This is a genomic window from Bacteriovorax sp. As-1, from assembly GCF_058446905.1.
Window position 1 is genome coordinate 197,922 of sequence record NZ_CP184341.1, and the last position, 20,922, is coordinate 218,843.

21 protein-coding genes are annotated in these 20,922 nt (G+C 42.2%); 13 read left to right on the plus strand and 8 right to left on the minus strand.

Annotated features, from left to right (window positions below):
- Positions 1-54 precede the first annotated feature (54 nt).
- A complete protein-coding gene (locus tag ACN20O_RS00955) occupies positions 55-1,377 on the plus strand; it encodes an MATE family efflux transporter (protein WP_491636295.1) in 1,323 nt (440 codons plus the stop codon).
- Here ACN20O_RS00955 and ACN20O_RS00960 read toward each other — a convergent pair.
- The 3 genes from ACN20O_RS00960 to ACN20O_RS00970 all read right to left on the minus strand — a co-directional run bounded on the left by ACN20O_RS00960 (position 1,346) and on the right by ACN20O_RS00970 (position 4,100).
- On the minus strand, positions 1,346-2,185 hold the full coding sequence (locus tag ACN20O_RS00960; RefSeq protein WP_491636297.1) for an RluA family pseudouridine synthase: 840 nt from the start codon (positions 2,183-2,185) through the stop codon (positions 1,346-1,348). The genes ACN20O_RS00955 and ACN20O_RS00960 overlap by 32 nt on opposite strands.
- Positions 2,186-2,254: 69 nt before the next feature.
- A complete protein-coding gene (locus ACN20O_RS00965; protein ID WP_491636299.1) occupies positions 2,255-3,541 on the minus strand; it encodes a S8 family peptidase in 1,287 nt (428 codons plus the stop codon).
- A 160-nt stretch (positions 3,542-3,701) separates the two neighbouring features.
- Positions 3,702-4,100 carry a hypothetical protein gene (locus tag ACN20O_RS00970; protein WP_491636301.1) on the minus strand — a complete coding sequence of 133 codons (399 nt, stop codon included), beginning with the start codon at positions 4,098-4,100 and terminating at the stop codon, positions 3,702-3,704.
- 143 nt (positions 4,101-4,243) lie between these two features.
- Here ACN20O_RS00970 and ACN20O_RS00975 point away from each other — a divergent pair, with 143 nt between their 5' ends.
- The 3 genes from ACN20O_RS00975 to ACN20O_RS00985 all read left to right on the plus strand — a co-directional run bounded on the left by ACN20O_RS00975 (position 4,244) and on the right by ACN20O_RS00985 (position 8,022).
- Positions 4,244-5,371, plus strand: a complete 1,128-nt coding sequence (locus ACN20O_RS00975) for a hypothetical protein (RefSeq protein WP_491636303.1) — start codon at positions 4,244-4,246, stop codon at positions 5,369-5,371.
- A gap of 5 nt (positions 5,372-5,376) precedes the next feature.
- Positions 5,377-7,701, plus strand: coding sequence for an acetyl-CoA hydrolase/transferase family protein (locus ACN20O_RS00980; protein WP_491636305.1), 2,325 nt, complete (start codon positions 5,377-5,379; stop codon positions 7,699-7,701).
- A 69-nt stretch (positions 7,702-7,770) separates the two neighbouring features.
- Entirely contained in the window at positions 7,771-8,022 is a 252-nt protein-coding gene (locus ACN20O_RS00985; protein WP_491636307.1) for a hypothetical protein, read from the plus strand.
- 237 nt (positions 8,023-8,259) lie between these two features.
- Here ACN20O_RS00985 and ACN20O_RS00990 read toward each other — a convergent pair whose 3' ends face one another.
- Positions 8,260-9,273 carry a 3-oxoacyl-ACP synthase III family protein gene (locus ACN20O_RS00990; protein WP_491636309.1) on the minus strand — a complete coding sequence of 338 codons (1,014 nt, stop codon included), beginning with the start codon at positions 9,271-9,273 and terminating at the stop codon, positions 8,260-8,262.
- Positions 9,274-9,485: 212 nt separating this feature from the next.
- On the opposite strand from ACN20O_RS00990, the gene ACN20O_RS00995 reads away from it, so the two are divergent.
- From ACN20O_RS00995 to ACN20O_RS01005, 3 genes are read left to right on the plus strand one after another with little or no spacing between them, the layout of a single operon-like run.
- Positions 9,486-10,313 carry an endonuclease I family protein gene (locus tag ACN20O_RS00995; RefSeq protein WP_491636311.1) on the plus strand — a complete coding sequence of 276 codons (828 nt, stop codon included), beginning with the start codon at positions 9,486-9,488 and terminating at the stop codon, positions 10,311-10,313.
- A gap of 6 nt (positions 10,314-10,319) precedes the next feature.
- Positions 10,320-10,907 (plus strand): hypothetical protein, encoded by a 588-nt coding sequence (locus ACN20O_RS01000; RefSeq protein ID WP_491636313.1) that lies wholly within the window; start codon positions 10,320-10,322, stop codon positions 10,905-10,907.
- A 5-nt stretch (positions 10,908-10,912) separates the two neighbouring features.
- A complete protein-coding gene (locus tag ACN20O_RS01005) occupies positions 10,913-11,566 on the plus strand; it encodes a tRNA-uridine aminocarboxypropyltransferase (protein WP_491636315.1) in 654 nt (217 codons plus the stop codon).
- Positions 11,567-11,607: 41 nt separating this feature from the next.
- Here the strand turns inward: ACN20O_RS01005 and ACN20O_RS01010 are convergent, their stop codons facing one another.
- Positions 11,608-11,955 carry a high-potential iron-sulfur protein gene (locus tag ACN20O_RS01010; RefSeq protein ID WP_491636317.1) on the minus strand — a complete coding sequence of 116 codons (348 nt, stop codon included), beginning with the start codon at positions 11,953-11,955 and terminating at the stop codon, positions 11,608-11,610.
- Positions 11,956-12,162: 207 nt separating this feature from the next.
- Between ACN20O_RS01010 and apaG the strand changes: the two genes are divergently transcribed.
- From apaG to ACN20O_RS01035, 5 genes are all read left to right on the plus strand, one after another.
- Positions 12,163-12,603, plus strand: a complete 441-nt coding sequence (apaG, locus tag ACN20O_RS01015; RefSeq protein ID WP_491636319.1) for a Co2+/Mg2+ efflux protein ApaG — start codon at positions 12,163-12,165, stop codon at positions 12,601-12,603.
- A 65-nt stretch (positions 12,604-12,668) separates the two neighbouring features.
- Positions 12,669-13,442, plus strand: a complete 774-nt coding sequence (locus tag ACN20O_RS01020) for an ABC transporter substrate-binding protein (protein WP_491636321.1) — start codon at positions 12,669-12,671, stop codon at positions 13,440-13,442.
- A 7-nt stretch (positions 13,443-13,449) separates the two neighbouring features.
- Complete coding sequence (locus ACN20O_RS01025; protein ID WP_491636323.1) at positions 13,450-14,142, plus strand: amino acid ABC transporter permease; 693 nt, start codon at positions 13,450-13,452, stop codon at positions 14,140-14,142.
- Complete coding sequence (locus tag ACN20O_RS01030) at positions 14,142-14,885, plus strand: amino acid ABC transporter ATP-binding protein (RefSeq protein WP_491636325.1); 744 nt, start codon at positions 14,142-14,144, stop codon at positions 14,883-14,885. The genes ACN20O_RS01025 and ACN20O_RS01030 overlap by 1 nt, the downstream gene beginning before the upstream one ends.
- A 64-nt stretch (positions 14,886-14,949) precedes the next feature.
- Entirely contained in the window at positions 14,950-16,122 is a 1,173-nt protein-coding gene (locus ACN20O_RS01035) for a hypothetical protein (protein WP_491636327.1), read from the plus strand.
- Here the strand turns inward: ACN20O_RS01035 and ACN20O_RS01040 are convergent.
- Genes ACN20O_RS01040 through ACN20O_RS01050 form a run of 3 tightly spaced genes read right to left on the minus strand, consistent with a single transcriptional unit; the run spans position 16,097 to position 19,078 of the window.
- Complete coding sequence (locus ACN20O_RS01040; RefSeq protein WP_491636329.1) at positions 16,097-17,191, minus strand: glycosyltransferase family protein; 1,095 nt, start codon at positions 17,189-17,191, stop codon at positions 16,097-16,099. The genes ACN20O_RS01035 and ACN20O_RS01040 overlap by 26 nt on opposite strands.
- Positions 17,188-18,132 carry a UDP-glucuronic acid decarboxylase family protein gene (locus tag ACN20O_RS01045; RefSeq protein WP_491639248.1) on the minus strand — a complete coding sequence of 315 codons (945 nt, stop codon included), beginning with the start codon at positions 18,130-18,132 and terminating at the stop codon, positions 17,188-17,190. The genes ACN20O_RS01040 and ACN20O_RS01045 overlap by 4 nt, the downstream gene beginning before the upstream one ends.
- Before the next feature lie 40 nt (positions 18,133-18,172).
- Positions 18,173-19,078 carry a DMT family transporter gene (locus ACN20O_RS01050; RefSeq protein ID WP_491636331.1) on the minus strand — a complete coding sequence of 302 codons (906 nt, stop codon included), beginning with the start codon at positions 19,076-19,078 and terminating at the stop codon, positions 18,173-18,175.
- A gap of 104 nt (positions 19,079-19,182) precedes the next feature.
- On the opposite strand from ACN20O_RS01050, the gene nadE reads away from it, so the two are divergent.
- Positions 19,183-20,922, plus strand: a complete 1,740-nt coding sequence (gene nadE / locus ACN20O_RS01055) for an NAD(+) synthase (protein WP_491636333.1) — start codon at positions 19,183-19,185, stop codon at positions 20,920-20,922.

The following is a 20,922-nucleotide window of genomic DNA, read 5'->3' on the forward strand; positions in this document are numbered from 1 at the left end:
TTTTAATATAATTTCATTGTCTATAGTAAAAGATTATTTGTAAACTACTGTGCAATGTCACTAAGAAAAAATATCGCCACAGCTAAAGAAATATTGATTTTCTCCCTGCCAATTATCGCAGGTCAGATCGGACAAATGTTGTTTGGTGTAGGTGATATCATGGTGGCCGGGCGCTACTCCAGCCTGGCCGTAGCCTCTATAGGTGTGGCCGCGACGATTTTCTCCCCTTTCTTAATGATTGGCGTGGGGATCCTCCTTTGCACCGGACCTCTGGCCTCACAACTTAAAGGTGAAGGAAAAAAAGACCCAACTCTCCTTTTTAATGCTTATTATGTGAGTTTTTTTCTCTCACTCATTCTGAGCACGATTCTTTTTTACGCCGATCTTTATATCGGTTACTTTAAACTGACTCCTGAAATTGTTCCTCATGTGATCACATTCCTGCAAATCACATCGATCTCACTTTTTCCGGCCTTTGTTTTTCAGGCAACAAAAGATTACTTACAGGCCCAGGGGCACACCTATGCGCCTAATGCGATTATTCTTTTCTATAATGTCGTTAACGTCTTTTTAAATATTTTCTTCATGTTTGGTTATGGCAGCTTTGGGGGCTTCGGCATCAAAGGAGCGGCCATCGCGACTCTACTGTGTCGCTTTCTTATGGCCATCACTGTTTTTATTTATATGAAGTTTGTGACTGAATTTAAAGCTGAGCAGAACATGGAATCTATCAGAAAAATTTTAAAGCTCGGAACTCCGATTGCTTTTGCCCTTTTATGTGAAGTCTTGATTTTTTCTGTGGTCACTATTTTAGTTGGTGGAATGAGCCTGGTGGCCGGGGCCGCTCAAAGTTTAGTCATCAATATCACCTCTTTGACTTTTATGGTTCCACTAGCACTAGGTAGCGCTATTTCAGTTTTAGTCGGTGAGCAATTTGGAAAAAAATCGCTTGAAGGAATTATCCGCTACAGCCTGGGCTCCATTACCCTTGTCTTGGTTCTTCAGGTTATCTTCGCCACCATTTATCTCTTAATTCCCAAACAGGTCATGGGATTGGCCACTTTAGATGAACCGGTTATTTTATACGGAAGTGCGCTTTTATTCTGGGTAGGAATTTTTCAAATCCCGGATGGTGTGCAGGTGGTTTTATCGGGTGTCATGAGAGGGCTTAACGAAACTAAAATACCGATGATCCTGGGACTTATTTCTTACTGGGTAATCGGTCTTCCAATTGGAGCATACCTTGCCTACAAAAATGGCATGGAGGCACGCGGCCTTTGGATCGGTCTTGCGATCGGTCTGACATGTATGTGTGTTTTCCTGATTGCTTTCTACCGCAATAGAATTAGAAAGCTACGTCTGACAATTCAAAATTAATAGCTTTCTTTGAAAGTGGATCAGTGAATTTTAGCTGGTAGGCCATCAAACGGATACCTTCACTATTTTTATTTCCTGTTCCGTATTTTGGATCGCCCAAAACTGGATAACCCAGCTCCTCGAAGTGACGTCTGATCTGGTGAAGTCTTCCCGTATGAATTTGCACGAGAAGAATGGCCGTGTGTTCTTTTTGTTCCAGTATCGTAAATGTAGTGTAAGCGTTTTTCCCATCAATCTGGAATTTAATTTCGCCGCCTGATGGGTATCTTTTTTGGATATTACCTACGACTTCAACTTTATAAAATTTTTCGACATCACTGTTTTGCCACAACTTTGAAAGTGAACCGGCCGCATGATGAGTGTAAGCAAAGACCATAAGCCCGTGTGCTTCGCGGTCCAACCTATGAATCAGGTAAGCTTTCCCTTTGGCCTTCTCAACTTGTCTTAAAATACTGCAATGATCACCAAAGTCTGTCCCCTGAGATAAAAGCCCTGGTGGTTTGTACCAAATCCCCCATTCTTTCTGTGCTAAAACTTCGCGCGACTCTGGAACTTCTAAAGAAAGGTAACGAGGATCAAAAAAGAATTCTACATGGGATTCATTAGTGAGTTCAGCTGTCGCTCTTCTGGTTCTTAGTCTCTTTGAGTTGTTAAGCTTTCTTAACCAGACTCCACCGTTATTGAGAACTTTTTTTAAAACACTCTTTGAAAGCTTTGTGTGTTTTTCCAGGAAGTCGATCATGACAAGAGGGTCGCCCTCTTTCACACTTTTTTTAACGGTAAATGGTCTGCTGGTTTGTTCTGTCACTGTCGTCCTAAAAAATAAAAGGGCCCATATAATATATGGGCCCTTTTTAACGCATTTTTAGGCAAATGACTAGTTGTTCATTAGTGCACGGTAAGCATCTACACGCCCGCCAGATAGTGAAGAAGACTTTAGTTTAGTCGTCTGAGTTGACGTTCTTATCAGTCTTTCTCTAATTTCAGCAGGTGTAAGTCCCGGTTCTTTTGAAAGAAGAAGCCCTACAACCCCAGAAACGTGTGGAGTGGCCATCGAAGTTCCTGAAAGGTTAGCGTACGAGCCTTTGTAAGTTGAAAGGATCGTCGAGCCTGGAGCTGTTACGTGAACAGTCTTTAGGCCATAGTTAGAGAAACTTGATCTTGCTCCAGCAGATGTATAAGACCCTACTGAAATGACGTTTGAGACGTCGTAGTTTGCCGGGTAGCTTGGAGTTGAATCGTTATTGTTTGACTCATTTCCTGCTGCCGCAACAAAAGTAATGCCCGCTTGCTCAGCTGCTGTGATGGCATCAAGAAGTGATTGTTCTTTATCTCCACCACCCCATGAGTTCGACATAACATTTACGCCTCTTTTAATAGCGTAGTCGATAGCTGCGATAGCATCGATTGTTTCTCCTGAACCTTTGTCTGAAAGAAATTTAATCGCAACGATTTTTACGTTGGCCATCACACCAGCAACACCGATGTTGTTGTGGCCAGCACCGATAACACCTGCACAGTGAGTCCCGTGTCCATGTCCATCGGCCGGGTCACCGTCCTTATTAGCAAAGTCGTATCCGTAGATATCATCTACGTACCCGTTTCCGTCATCATCAACACCCGGTTTTCCATTAAGCTCAGCAAGGTTAACATCCATTTGAGCTTTTAGATCAGGGTGAGTGTACTCCACACCTGTATCGATAACTGCGATCTTAATTGTCTTATCACCTGTTGCACCTTTTGTGATGTCCCACGCCTTCATCGCATTGATATCTTCACCAGCAATACCCGGAGAGAAGATCCCGCCGTTTTTACCGTTGTTAGATAGACCCCATTGCTTAGAAAAAGAAGCATCTTTTGGAGCTTCACCTTTTACACTCTCAAGCGAGATGATGTAATTGGGCTCGATGTATTCGATGTCCGGGTTGTTAGCAAGTGTCTGCATAGCTTTGTCTGAAAGACCTTTATTTGTCTCCAGGCGAGCGAAAGTTCCAAAACCAGTATCAGCAGTTTTTGTCACTTGTCCGTAAGTTGAGATTGCTTTGCTAGATAAGAAGTTTGAGCCTTTTTTAACTTTTACGATGTAGCCGTTGAACGGTGTCGCATGAGCAGATAGAGAGAAAACGAGCGAGAATAGTGAAACAACTAAAAGTTTCGAATTCATATATCATCCTTGATTTATGTTTGTATTTTATGGTCGCAATGATTGAAACTGATTAGCAATAGATCACTTGCGAATGAAAGTTTTTGTTAGCTGGTGTAAATAAATTGACGGAGTCTATTCTTTGACAAAAAGACTCCGGCGTTTGAATAATTTTTATTGTTTAAAGAGAGCAGAATTTTGTAACAGTCATCTTCTTTGAAGCGGGTGTGCGCTTGAAGTCCACTGTCACTTTTGGATTGGTTGTAAATGAAAGAAACTCAATCTTAGAAACATCCCAGTCCGTGGCCTTCTTAGCTGCTTGAGCATAAGTGAATCCACCTGAGATAAAGTTATCTTCCTCAAGGAAAACGACTTCTGTTCCCGCTTTAGGGGCAATGATCTGCAGCTTAAGTCCATTAGGATTGAAGACGAAATCAGTCTTTTCTCCACCGATAGTCTCACTGAAACGGCATTCATATTCTTTGGAAGCGACCACACGCTCTTTATGAGGAGCCGTCGTTGCACATCCGCCTAAAAGTACCAGGGCCATTAAATTTGAAGCAATAATATATTTTTTCACCTAAAACTCCTTAAAAGGACTTGGTTTCTTATCGAATACCTGATCAAAAAACTTTAATACTTTAATGTTTTTGTCGGACTTTCCGATAAGTATTTAGATTTCGTCTATTTTTATTAATGAGAACCATTCTCATAGGTGTGAAAATGAAATTTAAAGCTTTTGTTTTTGTTCTGTTACTGGCCCTTTTTAACTCTCTTCCAACCTCGGTCCACGCCGAAGATTGTATGAAGATCATCAAGTCCATGCTCCCTAAGATGGACGCCCAGGTGGCCAAGACTATCGATCTCGATAGCCACTTGAACCACAGAAACTTCATCGCGCAGTTTGCAAAGAAAAACAAAATCCCAGTCTTTTTTAAACAGAATGACAAAGGGGTGGATGTCCCAGTGATCCTGCTCAACGCTCAGACAGGTCCAAAACTTCAGGCCTATCTGGAAAACAGCTTCGGGACTCAGGTCGCGCTTCAAAAAGACTGGAACAACGACCACGGTCTTCTGCGCGCTGGTAACTACATTATCGACCTCGACACTCCAGGTGCGCGTGGGTTCGGTGAGATTGAAGAAACAGGTCTAGCATGGAAAAACCTTCAGACTTATCTGACGAGAAGAACCATCGGATCAAGCCCGACATTAGAAGTGTCTTATCTTCTAACTCCCAATGAAAAAAGTGTAATCGACTACTACCAGAAAGTCAGACGTGCTGCTCTTTTTAGAGTTAGGTTTACTTTCGGAGGTCACGATGGACCTGACTACCCTAACCTTTTAAAGGGCGGTGGTGAGCACTGTTTTATTTTCTGTAAGGCCCAATCTGTTTACTCCCACGTTTTGGAAATAAAGACGAGATTAAGTGTTCTGGGAATTAAAAACCCGGATAAAACATTAGAAGACCCGGTCATTCAAAAGGCCATTGCTCAGGTGCAGACACTAATCAATGACATAAATCCAAACGATCTGCACTCTGAAATGCTCGCCGATAAAAAGACTCTTGCTCTTTTTAACAGCATTTATCCAAAAGAATTAAAGAGTGACCAAAAGAAACTGGAAATGATCAACTGGCTCGTCTCTTATGACAGCTCGAAGAGATATGGTGAAGTTCTTGATGGTCTAGGAGTGACTGGTGATTACGGTATTGATGATGCCATCAATAAGCGCGCTAGTGCTATCTTCGTCTATGATGAAGGGGCCGATCCTGCAGCTTTCAACAACTCAAACTATAGCAACTTTGGTAAATTCGTAAGCTGGCCTGCAACTAAACAATACCCAGTGGATTAGAAAATATGAAAAACAAAATGCAAATTTTATTTTTTCTCACGGCACTGCTCTTTTCGTTTAATCTCTACGCTGATCCTTGTACGGAATTAGTTAAGAACTTAATCGCCAAGCAAGACATGCCGGGAATGGAAAAGACCGGTGAACTTGTCGGGCGTTTAAAAAAATTCGCCGATGCCAATAAACTTCCCTATCAAATCCTGGAAGTTGGTCCGGCCGAAAGACGAGTGCAAAAACTCTTTGTCGCGGTGGACATGACCGACAATGCTTTGGTGGCGAAATACCTAAAAGAGTTTAACCTCGACAGTGCAGATAAACCAACACTAGCTCTAGAGTTTGGTTTTGAAGTTCCAAACGAATATGTTTCCGGAGTTCTTCGTACATCTGCCGATCCAAAGGCGCAAATTTATCGCTGGGGTAAACTAGACCTCACACGCGATGAATGGGCCAAAGAATGGATGATTAAAGGTGGATTTAACCGTTACCCGGAAAGAGAGCATAACCCGGTTTGGGGATACTCTCACCTTATTCAGCTAAAACCTGATGAAGCTAAAAACGTTAAGCACTTTTTGAAAAATCCTGAAGAGCGCGGTCCATGTAAGTCAGACAACTGCGTGGCCTGGACAGCAAGTATCGAGCTTGGGAAAACTAAAACGGGTGCATCAGACGAAGAGCGCAAGTACCTCTTTAACGAATTAGGTGTTTCACGTTCATCTGCCCACTATGAAATTGGACGTCGTCTAATGCACGCTGCGAGTGAGCGACACTCGGGTGTGATTGTCTTTGTAAACGGTAAAGAAGGAACGGCCGCTTTTAAGAAAAACTTAGCTGGTCTTCTTCCACCTGAACCGCAAATCCCTTACTCAAACATCATCAAGGGATTAGGTCACGATCCAAAAGGTGAGCTGATGCAAGCTGTAGGAAAACTTCCTGACGGCGCACGCATCTTCTTCCCTATCGCGGCCGGAGCTTCTCCTGAAGCGATGAGTGCCTTGATTCAAGCGGCACCAAAACTTAAAAAAGGTTTTGAAATTTCCTTATTAGTTAATGGGATCAACGAGTCGACTCTCAGAAAAGGGGCCGAACTTGCTGATGGAAAAATTCGCTTTAAGTCTTTCTTCGTGGGATCGAACATGAGAAAGCTTCACGGTGAAGGTTATGTAAAATATGTTCCAGGTTACTTAAGTGACTTCCCTCGCTATATGAAAGACCCGGCCATGAAAGATTTTAAGTACGACGCTATTGTCGTGCGTGTCTCTCCTGCGGATAAAAACGGAAACCACTCTCTTGGACCTAATCATGATATGATCCACGCGATCTTAGAAGGTAACCCGAAAGTAAAAATCATTGCCGAAATCAATGAGAACGTTCCGTTTACGACAGGAGATAACATTATTCACTCAAGCCAGATCACGGCTTCGTTTAAGAGTAAGGCCGCACTTGCGGGTCCTCCTGTAGTGCCATTTACCAATGTTGAAAAACGCATTGGAGAAGAGTTAGGAAACTTAATTGATAACGGCTCTACTCTGCAAATTGGTATTGGTAATATTTTCGGAGGTCTTCCTGATGGACTACAAAATGCCGGAAAGAAGAATCTGGTGATTTCAACAGAAATGTTTGGAGATAGCTTAAAAGACATTATGGAGCGCGGGATTGCTAAAAAAGCAGAAACCGGATTCGCTTATGGTTCTGAGGAGCTTTATAAGTGGCTTAATAAAAATAAGTCCGTGAAGTTTGTCACAACTGAAGCAGTAAACTCTCCAGCAAATATTCAAAACACAGATAAGTTCCACGCAGTCAACACTGCTCTACAAGTCCGCCTAACCGGAGATGTAAACGCTGAATTTGGGCCGGAAGGACGACTCTCAAGCCCAGGAGGACAAGTGGAGTTCATGTCTGGGGCCGCAAGAAGTAATGGTGGTAAATCAATTATCGCCATCAGATCGACGGCGAAAAATGGAGAGCTTTCAAGTATCGTTCTCGATCTTTATAACGGACACGTGACAACGCCTGCAGAGAGTGTTCACTATGTCGTTACTGAATACGGAACGGCGGTTTTAAAAGGTCGCACAACTGGTGATAGAGCGGTGGCACTGATTAACGTTGCCCACCCTAAGTTCAGGGAAGCTCTTCGCGATGAAGCTCTGGAGAAAAACATTATCTCTCCTGCTGAGGCCAGCGAGATTATCCTTGATGCTCCAGTGGTTGCTGACTTCGTTGTTCGTCCTTACCAAGGACGTGCGATTGCCAGCCATAAGGAAGGATTTTTCGAGCGCATTTGGAACGCGATTAATATTAACTTTTTTCATGTTTTTAAAATTTACTCGCACTAGTAATAAATGAAAAACTTAGTTTTTTTATTCGCTCATCTTTTCTCTCTTAACACCTATGCCGATCCTTGAATGGATTTGGTGAAGGCGTTAATGGTCAATAAAAAAGATATGCCGTCACTGGAACACACCAGTGAATTGGTAAAGCGTTTAAAAAACTTTGCTGATGAAAACGCCCTTCCTTGCCAAACCCTGGACGTCGGGCCTGGCAATCGTAAAGTGCAAAAACTCTTCGTCGGTTTGGATGCGACCGACGAAGCTTTGGTTGAGCGCCACCTAAAAGAATTTAATCTCGAGGACACTAAAAGACATTCCAAGGCGTGAATGGGTTCGCGATTGGATAATCCAAGGTGGTGGTGATTACAAAGGTAAAACCGATCACCCTGAACGTTTAAAAAATCCGGTTTGGGTTTACTCGCGCTTAATTCAGCTCTCTCCTGATGAAGGTAAAAACGTTAAAGTCTTCCTGAAAAAACCAGGAGATCATGCAGGGACGAGCTATTGCGAGTGAGAAACCAAGCCTTCTTGAAAGCATCAGTGCCTGGTTCTCGTCAATTTTTCTTAATATCTCCACACTGCACTTGCCCAGGTAAACCCTGAACCAAAAGCGGCGCTGGCCACAAGCATTCCTTTTTTCAGGACACCTGCTTTAATTGCATCATTCATTCCCAATGGGATAGTCGCTGCAGTTGTATTCCCGTAGCTTTGAATCGTATTAAAAACTTTCGACTCCGGGATATTGAGCATCTCTGCTACTTTTGAATTGATTCTTAAATTAGCCTGGTGGAAAAGGAAAACGTCGACATCGTTTAACGAAACACCCGCTTCTTTACAAGAATGCACTAAACACTCTGCCATTCTCTTTGTTGCATGAACGAAAACGGTCTTACCATTCATTTGCGGGAAGTGTTGACCCTCTTCCAGCATCTGGTGATTAATTCTATCTTTTCCAAGAGCATTTCCAGGAGCTGGAATCCAAAGTTCTTTAGCGTAAGCTCCATCAGCATATAAATGCGTGGTCATAATGCGCGAGTCTGTTTTGTCATTAGTCAGGTCTTTTCTTGAAACAACAACTGCTCCTGCCCCGTCACCGAATAAAACCGCAACGTTTCTGCCGTTAGGAGTTTTATCAAGTCCCTTGGAGTGAACTTCTGCCCCAACAACTAAAATATTTTTGTGTGATCCACTTAGGATAAATTTATCAGCGATACTTAGGCCGTAAATAAAACCGGTACACTGCTGGCGAATATCGAGCACAGCAATCTCAGGCAGGTCTAGTTTTGCTTGAAGAAAACACCCCGTCCCAGGGAAATCATGATCAGGGCTTAGAGTGGCGAAGATAATCATATCGATGTCTTTTTTATCAAGACCTGCATTCTTAATGGCCTCAAGGCTCGCGTGAACTGCAAGATCTGATGTAGAAACATCCGCATCAACCCAACGGCGCTCTACAATCCCCGTTCTTTGCTGAATCCATTCGTCTGATGTGTCCATCATTTTTTCCAAATCAAAGTTTGAGTAAACTTTTGGCGGAACGTAAGAGCCGACACCCGTGATTTCACTTCTATATTTCATAAAAACCTCAATTCATTTAGACTAATTTTATTATTTTAATCCAATCCTAAAAATATTCAAACAATTCTCTGACGTAATAGCTCTATCATCTATACTGGAGTCATTTCCTCCAATGAAAAAAGGTTGTCAAAGTACTCTAGTATTAAGACAATAAAAAATACATTAAATACAAAAGCGAATCTGTCTAAATACTTTTAAAAGGATGTAGAATTATGAAGACGATGCTAGCGCTCCCGCTTGTTCTTTGGGCCATTAATGCTACTGCAAGTGTAAGCTATTATCCCGAGTCAACTGTTGCGAAGCTTACTAATCAGAAAACTTCTCAAACTGATCTGCGCAATGAAATTTTTAATCTGTCTGAAAAAATTCACATCAAGAATGAAGGTGGAAGTGACACTTTAAGTGACACTTGCCCTGATGAAAGTAACTGTAGTGAACAAAGAAGAGACATAACATACCAAGAGGCCAGAGAACTGATGTTCGGCGATCTTTTTTTAGTCACTCATGGAAATAAAAAATACTCGGTTAAAGAAGTCTACTGCAACATCGAAGTTGACCAGACTCAAGGTGTAGGTCCGGGAAAAATCCCTAATCCCAATGTAATTAATTGTGAACACACCTGGCCTCAGAGTAAGTTCTCTAAACAATTTCCTTCAGAGCTTCAAAAGACCGACCTGCACCATCTATTTCCAGTGGACATGAAGGCCAACTCAACAAGAAACAACAACCCTTTTGCTGAAGTTGATGGAAAGGCCACTCATAGCAATTGCCAGGACTCAATGATCGGAAATGCGATCGGTACAAGTATCAGATCGTTTGAGCCGCCTATTGAACACCGTGGAAATGTTGCGAGAGCTCTTTATTATTTCTCTACAAGATATAAAATGAATATTGATGCCACTCAGGCAAAATACTTAAAAAAATGGAATGCAGATGATCCGGTGGATGAAGCTGAGATGGAGCGCAATGAAAAGATCATGCAGCTTCAGGGAAACAGAAACCCGTTCGTCGATTACCCGGAACTTGTTAATCGCTTGTAATAAATTATGAAATATTTCCCTTACCTTTTTCTTCTCCTTGTCGTCGCCTGTAGCTCGACCGAAGAAAAAGCTGAACCTAAAACTTATTCTGATGAAACTAACCGCGCTTTTTTACAAATTGAGCGCGGTGATTCTTATTACATGAAAAGGCCGGCCAAAAGCACTCCTCCACCTCAGGTGAAGTCTCCTCATCAAACACGTCAGGCGACTCGTCCGGTTTACCGCGAAGATGTGAGGCCGGCCGAGATCGTGGTGAAACCTGCCAGACGTGAAGAAAAACCTTCAAGAGAAGAAATCGTCATTGACGAAAAAATCAATTATCAGGAACCACAAAAGGAAAAATCGATTACGACGATCATCCCGAAGTCTCAACCTAAAACAAAAAAAAGTGCTCAGATGGATGAGCGTCTGATTGAGATCAACCAGAACCTGGCCTTCTACTGCATGAAACACAGAAAGGACCCACGTTTTGGAGACAGTGAAGAAAGATGCATGAGCTTTGTAAACAAGTCTCTGGAAGACTGTCAGAAAGTTCATAAGACTCCGGATAAAAAACTCCTAAGCTGCATTCAAACGAAATTAAAGCGCAGGTAAAATATATGGAACAACACAATTTAGATTACTCTTTCACGAGCGAAAGCCGTGCTTTCTGCCAGCAATGCGACTTTCTGAAGTCCCGCTGCTTATGTGACACTTTGAAATCTATTCCTAACAATGTCCACTTAATCGTGCTTCAGCACCCGAGTGAAACAAAACACCCTCTCAACACTGTTCGCATCATGAAGAAAAGTTTTAAAGAGATGACAGTCATGGTAGGAGAAGATTTCACCAATGATTTAAAGCTCAACACACTTCTTTGTGACTCAAAAAATAGGTGCGCTCTTCTCTATCCAGGTCAGGATGCAAAGGTCCTGGAGTCAACACCTGCAACTAATGAAGTCATCACTCACCTTTTACTGATTGATGGGACATGGAGAAAGGCCAAAAAGATTTATCTCTCATCACCTAACCTGCAAAAGATTCCGGCCATCAAATTAGCTCCAGAAGAAAAGTCAGATTACAGAATCAGAAAGGCCCCGGCGGAAAATGCTCTTTCAACACTAGAAGCAAGCGTTGAAGCTTTAAAAATACTAGAACCAAAACTAGATACTGCTTCGGCCCTCGCTTCATTTCAAAAGATGATTGATTTACAGATTCAGAAAATGGGCCGTGTCGTTTATCAGTCCAACTATTTAGACAAAAAAAAGGAGTAACTCTCGTTACTCCCTTTTCTAAAGATTAATTTATTCAAAAATTATTTCGCAAGGTAAGATTTACACCATCCACAGTTTGTTACGTACTTCATCCCCATCATTGTACATGGAGCGTATCCGCCTTCTGCTTTTTTGTCATTGTAGTACTTACAGTTTCCACAATTTTGTCCTGGCTTGTGTTTTGCGTTTGTCGAAGTTTTTCCATCTTCAACGTACTCTAAACTCTTTGCCATTCCCTCTCCAACTTTTGCTACTTGCTTTCCAGCAGGAGGAGTTGTCGGGCATCCAGCAGCTTGAGCTTTAACACTCTTAAAGGCGAAAGGAACGATAGTAGCCGCAGCAAGCACCATTCCGAAAAACGAACGACGATTTAGGTTTTTGTCTTCCATATATATCTCCAAAATATTTATCAGTTCCACGCATTTTATCATGCATGGGAACTCAATTTCAAAGCTTATCGGCAGAAAATCCTAATTATTTTAAGTACTTATAATCAAACTCTTGTTTCAGGCTCCAAACTAAAAAGTTTGGTGCAAAGCTTTAAAAAGTGTAACGCCTTTGGTATGAGAAGCGTCTAAAACACATTTTGAGGCCCCATGGAACAGATTAATCCAATTGAACCCAATGAATATTATTTTGAGACAACTCAAGGTATATTAATCGAAGTCTACCCTCATTACGTTCCTGAGCGCTCATCTCCAGAGAACAATCAGTACTTTTACGCTTATAAAATCAAAATCACTAACAACGGTGAAGTCGCTTGTCGCGTTATCCATCGCCACTGGAAGATCAAGGACGGAAACGGAAAAACGTATGACGTTCAAGGATCAGGTGTTGTTGGTGAGCAGCCAATGCTTAAATCAGGTGAATCTTTCGAATACACAAGCTTCTGCCCACTTCACTCTCCATATGGGAATATGCGTGGAAAATACCAGATGATCGATGAATTCGGAAACCGCTTCTGGGTGACAGTTCCGGTTTTCTTCTTCAGACCACCTCGCAACTTAAATGAAGAAGGCGAAACCATTATTCAATAAAACCTTTTCAATTCGTAAACGTTCCCGTTACCATAAATAATCGTTTAGTATTTACGGAGACCTTTATGAAACGTCTTTTGGTTTTAGCTACTCTTCTTACATCTCTTTTCTCACTTTCTGCCTTCGCTGATTTAGATGCAGTCGTTAAGGCAAAAAAACTTAAAGTGGCCGTGGACACAACTTATCCTCCAATGGAGTTTGAAGCGACAGACGGCAAAATCATCGGTCTGGACGTAGACCTGGCGCGCGAATTGGCAAAGATCTTAAAAGTTGAAGCAGAATTTATCGTTATACCATGGGATGGAATCCTGGCAGGACTTCAGTCAAACCGTTACGACATTATTATGTCATCAATGAACATCACTCCAGAGAGATCTGCAGCGGTAAACTTTGTTCCTTATATTTCAATGGGACAAGTTTTTGTTGTTAAGCAAACAGCAGCTGCGGTTACTAAAGATACTGAACTGGCCGGCAAAACAGTGGCGGTTCAAGTAGACACGACATCTTTTACTGCTGTTGAGGCGATCCAAAAGAAAGGTGTAAAGATCAAGGCCATCAAAACATTCCCAGGTGCAACTGAAACCTTCAGTGCCCTTAAAGCAAATCAAGCTGACGTTATCGTAACGGATGAAGCTGTTGGAAGATACTACACAGGTCTTGATGCTAAAACGTTTAAGGTTTCAGGAAACGCGCTTAAGCCAGAGCCAATTGGAATTGCTGTAAGAAAAGCTGATCCAAAACTTTTAAAAGCGCTGGAAGATGCTGTGAAGACAATCAAAGCAAACGGCACTTACTCACGCATTTATAAGCATTGGCTAAAAACTGAACCTACATTATAAGTACTAGATGGAATTTGAATTAGGTTTTTGGGCATTCTCTAAAACAATCGTCCTTCCGCGTCTGGCGGAAGGAATGGTCATCACTCTCAAGCTCACTTTTATAAGTGGTTTTTTTGGACTGATGCTGGGGATGATTCTCGCACTGATGAGAATCTCTTCAATTAAAGTTTTAAATTGGTTTTCTGTGGCCTACGTCACTCTCTTTAGAGGGACACCACTTCTGCTGCAGATTCTTTTTATCTACTTTGCTCTTCCGACTATTTTTTCTAATTACGGAATTGATATGGTTATCGATTCTTTTCCTGCAGGTATCCTGGCCCTTTCACTTAATAGTGCTGCCTATTTGGCAGAAATTTTTCGCGCCGGAATTCTCTCTATTCCTAAGGGCCAGAGTGAAGCGGCCAGAGCTCTGGGGCTTTCGCGCCATCAGACCATGTATAAAATTATTATCCCACAGACCTATAGAAGAATTATTCCACCGGTCGTGAATGAACTTTCTGCTCTGACAAAGGAGACATCACTGGTTTCAGTTATCTCTCTTGGAGAACTCCTCTATGTCACTCAACGTGTGGGAGCTAAATACCTCCGCGTATGGGAAGTGTATGTCTGGGCAGCTCTAGGGTATTTAATCATCGTTATGGTTCTAAGTTTTATTGCTTCCCGTGTGGAAAACCGCCTGCTGCAAAAAGGAGGCGTGTAATGAAATCCAATGAAGTAATTTTAAAAATCTCCAATATCAAAAAAGTGTTCGGACACAATGAAGTCTTAAAAGATATTTCAACTGACATCACTAAAGGTGAAGTGGTGGTTATTATCGGGCCATCTGGTTCGGGAAAATCAACTTTTCTTCGCTGTTTGAATTACCTTGAACTGCCAACCAGCGGTGAAATTAATTTCAAAGGTCAGATCATTGAACACAACACCAAAGAACACGTGCTGGATATTTACCGCACGAAAATCGGAATGGTGTTTCAGAGTTTTAATCTCTTCCCGCATTTAACAGTGCTGGAAAATATCACCCTTGCCCCAATGAACGTGCTTAAAGTCTCAAAAGATGAGGCCCAAACACGCGCCCTTGACCTGCTTCAAAGCGTAGGTCTAAAAGAGAAAGCTCACGCCTATCCAAGAGACCTCTCTGGTGGACAACAGCAACGCGTGGCCATCGCCAGAGCGCTTGCCATGAAACCAGATGTGATGCTTTTTGATGAAGCGACTAGTGCCCTTGACCCTGAACTTGTTGGTGAAGTTCTCAAAGTTATGAAAGACCTCGCCCACACAGGGATGACGATGGTAGTGGTCACTCACGAAATGGGATTTGCCCGCGAAGTGGCCGACCGAGTGATTTTCATGGATAAGGGAGTAATAGTTGAGCAAGGCACTCCACAAGATGTTTTTGGAAACCCAAAAGAGAAAAGAACTATTGATTTCTTAAAGAAATTGTAACACCACCTTCTAACTATTAGACGGATACCCTAAGATTTTTTCATAGCGAGCCGAAAAAGCTCCTATGAAAACAAAAATCATCTTAGCCACACTTCTGTGTTCACTTGTTTCAACTCACGCCCAGGCCATGGGTTCAAAAAAACCATCGCCATCACCAGCGCCTACTCCGGCACCGGTGACTCCAACACCAGCTCCCTCTACTAAACCTACACTGGATTTTGGGCCTGAACTCGCAGAAGACGCTTACTTAAATGCTGGAGCAGAAGTCGGTGCTCAAGTCGATGATTCGCAAAATAACAATGAACTCGTAGGTTCTCCACGACAAGTTATCAATAACGATCAAGTTGACCAATGTTTTACAGACGAAGCTCCACACGAGTATTTTGCAGATCAGATCAGCTACTACGTGCAAGAGATGATCAATGATGTTCCAGCTAAAGTTGGCTACATCGGAAGCTATTATGGAACAAGCTCTGATGACAGCGCTTACTTCCCGACTTCGCTCATCAGGCATCCACTTTGTAATGTAACTTCATCAACTCTTTCAGCAACTATTAATAAAGTCCCGGGACAAACGACGATTGATAAACTTAACCGCTTTGCCAATACAGTGAACACTCTTCGCCAGGAAGTTCTAAGTGGTGATCAGTCCGCTAAAAAAGAACTTCTAAGCACGTGGACAAGACTCTTTTCTTGCCTGGCCTACGCTGAATCACTGAGCACGGCAGACACGACAACATCAAAAAATGTGGCGACAAAAGTTGGTCCATCTGGATACAGAAAACCTGCGGGAGTTAAGTTTTACGAAGACCCTGCTCAGGATGCAGCTTCAAGACTAAATATCGGGATGTTTCAGTTCACGCCAAATAGTGCTGGAAATATTCAGCCTTGTATCCGCGCATGGAACTCTCTAAACCAAAACAAAACAAGCTGTCAGATTAACCAAAAGGCCACTCAGGCGGATTTAATTAAAGCACTGGGAAGTTCATACCAAAGCTTCAACGCTTTCTGTGGAGTTCATAAACTGGTTCAGACTTTTGCCATTCAGGTTAACACAACAAAGTCGAGTGCCACTCACCCATCAAATGTGGTGAATGGAAAACTTAAAGGCTTTGAACAAAGATGCGTCTCTCCTCACTTTCAAGCGGGAAAGGCCTACAATCACTTCGGGCCATTTCAAAATTCTACGGGATCAAACCTAGATAAGCTCTTTACTTGCATTGAGAGCAGTCGCTAGAGTGAGTGTGGTCATGAGGGTGAATCTCATGAAACGCTTTATCTAACGTTCGCTTCATTTGTGCCTTGAACTTAATGTCATGGTACTCCATTACGTGGGCGCGCAATTTCTGCGCCTCAAGCACGCTGTCGCTCATAACATTGTCTAAGGCCTTTTTAATTTCAGCTTTATCGAAATGGGAAACGTAATCCACTCCTAAACCAGAAAGCCATTTTGAGAGAGGCTTGGCCAGAATAACCGGTCTTCCCGTGGCCAAAGTCCCAAGGGCCAGCGCCGGAAAGTCTTCAGTATTGAAAGTCACTAGAGCTTTAGATGAAGCTAGAACAGGAGCATGCTCCCCGCTGCAACGGTCACCAAAGAAAGTGTTTTCAGGAAAATGAGATTTAATTGAACTTAAGTGAGCATCCGGCCCGATGAATTGAAATGAGTAATTCCACTCTTTCATCCATTCAATCAAGTTCGTTGCTTCATTTATGTTGAGACCTTTGGCCTCAATCAAAAAGAAGTGATGCTTAAACATGTCTTTTGGAAAAAGAGCATAATCCGACACTCTAAATGGCGGAGGAATCACTTCTGTGTTTTTTAGACCGTGAAGTGTTGTTAATAAATCCTCTCTTGAAGAAAGAACTTTATCAGCTTGCCCCAGAGATTTTTTTATCCATGAAAAAACCATTGGAGATAGGATTTTTTGCATAAATGTTTTTTTAATCTTTGAATCCAAATCCAGATCGTAAAGATAAGTTATGAGTTTTGTCGTCTCACACTTTGCCAGACCTTGAGAGAAGCCTTTTGAAATATTGATAATGAGGTCGTACTCACACGAAACAAAAAGATTTTTTGCCAGCGAAGGAATCTTATTCGAGTGCTGGTAAAACTCTTCTTCTGTCGAAACAATATTGCTTAAGTAGGTCGACTTGATAGGTCTTTGTTCAATATGACCTAAGATCGCTCCTCTTTTGTGAGCAAAACAATAAATAGGAGCTTCTGGAAAAACCTCACAAAGGCTCTCGATGATCTCCACATAATGGCTTCTGCCTAATAAATAATCACAGGTAATCGCTACTTTCATAGTAAAGTTTTAAAATACTCCGCTGTCGCTTTGATACCGTCTTCAAACTTCACCACTGGTTTGTAGTCAGAAATGCTTTGAAGTTTGCCGATATTTGGTCTTCTTCTTTTTGGGTCATCTTTTGGAAGTGGAAGATACTTGATCTTTGATTTGCTTCCTAAAATTTTAATTACTAGCTCAGCCGTTTCCTTAACTGTGTACTCATCAGGGTTACCGCAGTTAAATGGAGTGACGTCATCGCTCATCAAAACATTGTGGATCGCCTGAACTAAGTCAGTAGAGTAACAGTAAGAACGAGTTTGCGAGCCGTCTCCGTAAACAGTCAAATCCTCCCCTCTCATCGCTTGCGTGATAAAGTTCGGGATAACACGTCCATCGTTTGGACGCATACGCGGTCCGTATGTGTTAAAGATACGCACGATTCTCGTGTCTACTTTGTATTTTGTGTGAAAGCTCATTGTTAGGGCTTCAGCAAAACGCTTTGATTCGTCATAACACGAACGCGGTCCAATTGGGTTAACGTGTCCGACGTAGTCTTCTGTCTGTGGGTGAATTTCCGGGTCTCCGTAAACTTCAGATGTCGAAGCTTCTAAGAAACGCGCATTCTTTTCTTTTGCCAGCTCCAGAAGTTTCAGAGTTCCTTCTGAATTTACACGCATAATTTCCAGTGGGATTAAACCAAAGTCAATTGGTGAGGCCGGAGAGGCCATTGAAAGAATATAATCGATCTTCTGCAATTTAAAATCTGGAAGAGATTCGTAAATGTTGTGTTTATGGAATTCAAAGTTTTTGCTTTTTGAAAGAAGCTCAATATTTGATTCCGATCCAGTAATAAAGTTATCAAGACCAATAACCTTGGCCCCCAGTTTTAAATAGTGTTCGCAAAGAGTTGAAGGAACAAATCCCGCCGCTCCAGCAACTAGAACTGTCTTTCCTTCCATTGATGTTGGCAGTACTACTTTTTTCATAATATTTATTCTCCTAATATTTCTTTAATTGAATCACCGATGATGAGATCACCAGGAGGCTTGCTCCTACAATCTGAACTGGCTGAAGCTTAGCTCCTAAGAAAATCCAGTTAATCACCACGGCACTAAATGGGAAGAACATTTCGGCCAGCGCAGCTGCTCTTGCTGATAAAGTCTTAAGCCCTTTGTAATAAAAATACATTCCGGCAAAACCAGAAAGTAAAACCATAATCAGAATTTTACCATAAGTAAGGAGGTTCCAATCTAAACTTAGTCCACCAAATTGGTAGTATAAGTAAAAGGTCATAAACACGAGACCCAAAACAAAACGCCCACCCATAATCTGGATTTCATCAAATCCCTGAGCAGAAAGTTTTTTTCCAAAAACCGTTGAAGCTCCCCAGCTCACGACTGCAATCATGGTCAGTGTGTAACCCCAGATGGCCTTTTTGCTTAAAAGCGCCATTGAGAAATCAAGCCCCATTAATCCCGGCATGATATCAGGAGAAGAAATCAAAAATCCACCGACCAATGCAATGAGGGCCCAGAATAAAAACTCGCGTTTGATTTTTTCACCCAGGAAAACCCGGGCAAGTGAGATAGCGACGATTGGTTGAAGCTTTTGCAGCAAAATAACCAGCGAAGGGTTAATCAGCATGAAGGCCTTGGTAAAAGTCAGTGTTCCGATGGCCTGGCCACAAACCCCGATGACGCCAAAGTAAGCAATCGTCGAAAGTTTAAGCGCTCCGATTTTTTTAGCGTCTTTTAAAAGCAAGGGAATGAAAACAATGGAAAGAATAAGTTGTTCGGTGAACACAATTCTTTCAGCAGAAACACCGGCAAAGAGCATTGGGTAGCGAATCAACGTATCAATCGCCCAAAGAACGCCAGCTAAAATGACAAAGACAACACCGATCATGGGTATCCTTCAACTCATGGAGAAACGCTTTAAAATTGCCGTTTTACGAAGCCATGAATTCGTATTATTATCTAGAGTGTAAATTTAGATCAATGGATGCGTTCATGCAATTAAATCTTCACCAAACTCACCATGAAATTGCTGATTTCGAAGGCATTTTTAAGTACCTTACATCCACTTTCCAAGACGGAAGTCACAGTGGTTTACACATTTTTCCAGAGCTTTTTTTAACCGGATATCCTCTACAAGACCTTCCTCTCAAAAAGACTTTTATTGATGACTACCTCGCTTTCCTCGAGGACCTTTCTATTTGGTCAGAGCGCCAATTAAAAAGTAAGAATCCCCTGGCCTTGCTTTTTGGCGGTCTTCGCTATGAATTTGACGGACTTGGCTGGCCGGCCCAGATTGAAAACGTTATCTACATTCTGGAGCCGGGAAAGAAACTTCGCCCTCTCTACACTAAACAACTTCTTCCTAATTACGACCTGTACGAGGAAAAAAAGTATTTCACACCGGGCAACCAGTCGGTGATTTTTGAGTTCCAGGGCAAAAACTTTGGACTTCTGATCTGTGAAGATATGTGGTTTTCCCACCTTCACGATGTCGATCCGGTAGAGCTTTTATCTGAACAGGATAAAAAATGCGACATGGTGATCAATATCAGTGCAAGCCCCTATCACCTGGGTAAAATTGAAACGAGAATCAACCGCGCCCTGGAAGTTTCACAATTTTTAAAGGCGCCTTTTGTCTACGTCAACCGCGTGGGTGCTGAAGATGAGATCATCTTCGATGGCCACAGTTTTGTCGTCGATGGCAACAGTGTCGTTAAAATGGCCCATGGTTTTAAACCACAAATTCTTTCGTTTGAAATGCCGGTTTACCATGAACCGGAAAAAGGAAATGTCAGAAGCTATCATTCATCAACGAACAGTTGGGGCACGATTTTTTCAACACGTTTATCAAGTGACACTCTCTCGCTTACTCCAATGGGCCACAAAGGCTGCCAGGAAGTTCTCGATGCTCTTTTACTGGGAATCGGCGACTACATCACAAAAAATGGCATGAAAAAATTCACCATCGCTCTTTCTGGTGGAATGGATTCGGCCCTGGTTTTAACTATTATCAAACTACTGCAAAAAACGATGCCGATTGAACTTGAAGCTGTTTTTATGCCGGGATTTTATTCGAGCTCTGTGAGTTTTGATCTTTCATATGATCTCTGCCGCAACCTGGGCGTGAAACTTACAACTATGCCAATTAAGTTCATTCACTCAACAATCAAAACCGCTTACCGCGACAATTTTGGAGCTGAACTTAAAGGTCTTGCCGATGAAAATATCCAAAGTCGTTTAAGAGGCGCTTTGATTTATATGCGCTCAAACGATTTAAACTCAGTGGTACTTAACACTTCCAACAAGTCAGAGCTTTCTGTGGGTTACTCAACTATTTATGGGGACTCTGTCGGGGCCCTTTCTGTTCTGGGAGATTTGTTTAAGTCAGAAGTTTTTGAACTCGCCCACTTTATCAATGCCAACTACGGCGGGCTGATTCCAGAAGATATTATCACTCGTCCACCAAGCGCAGAGCTTCGTGAAAACCAGGAAGACAGCCAAAGTCTTCCGCCTTATGACAGGCTGGACCCGATCCTGGAAGCCCTGTTATCTTCGCGCTTTAGCCCTGCAGACCTGATCAAACGTGGACACGATAAAGACGAAGTCTTGAAAGTTTATTCACTTTTATCAAAATCAGAGTATAAACGAAAACAATTTTGCCCTATAATAAAAGTGAAGCCGAAAAGCTTTGGCTTTGGCCACAGAGTCCCTATTAGTAAAAAGATTCTTTAA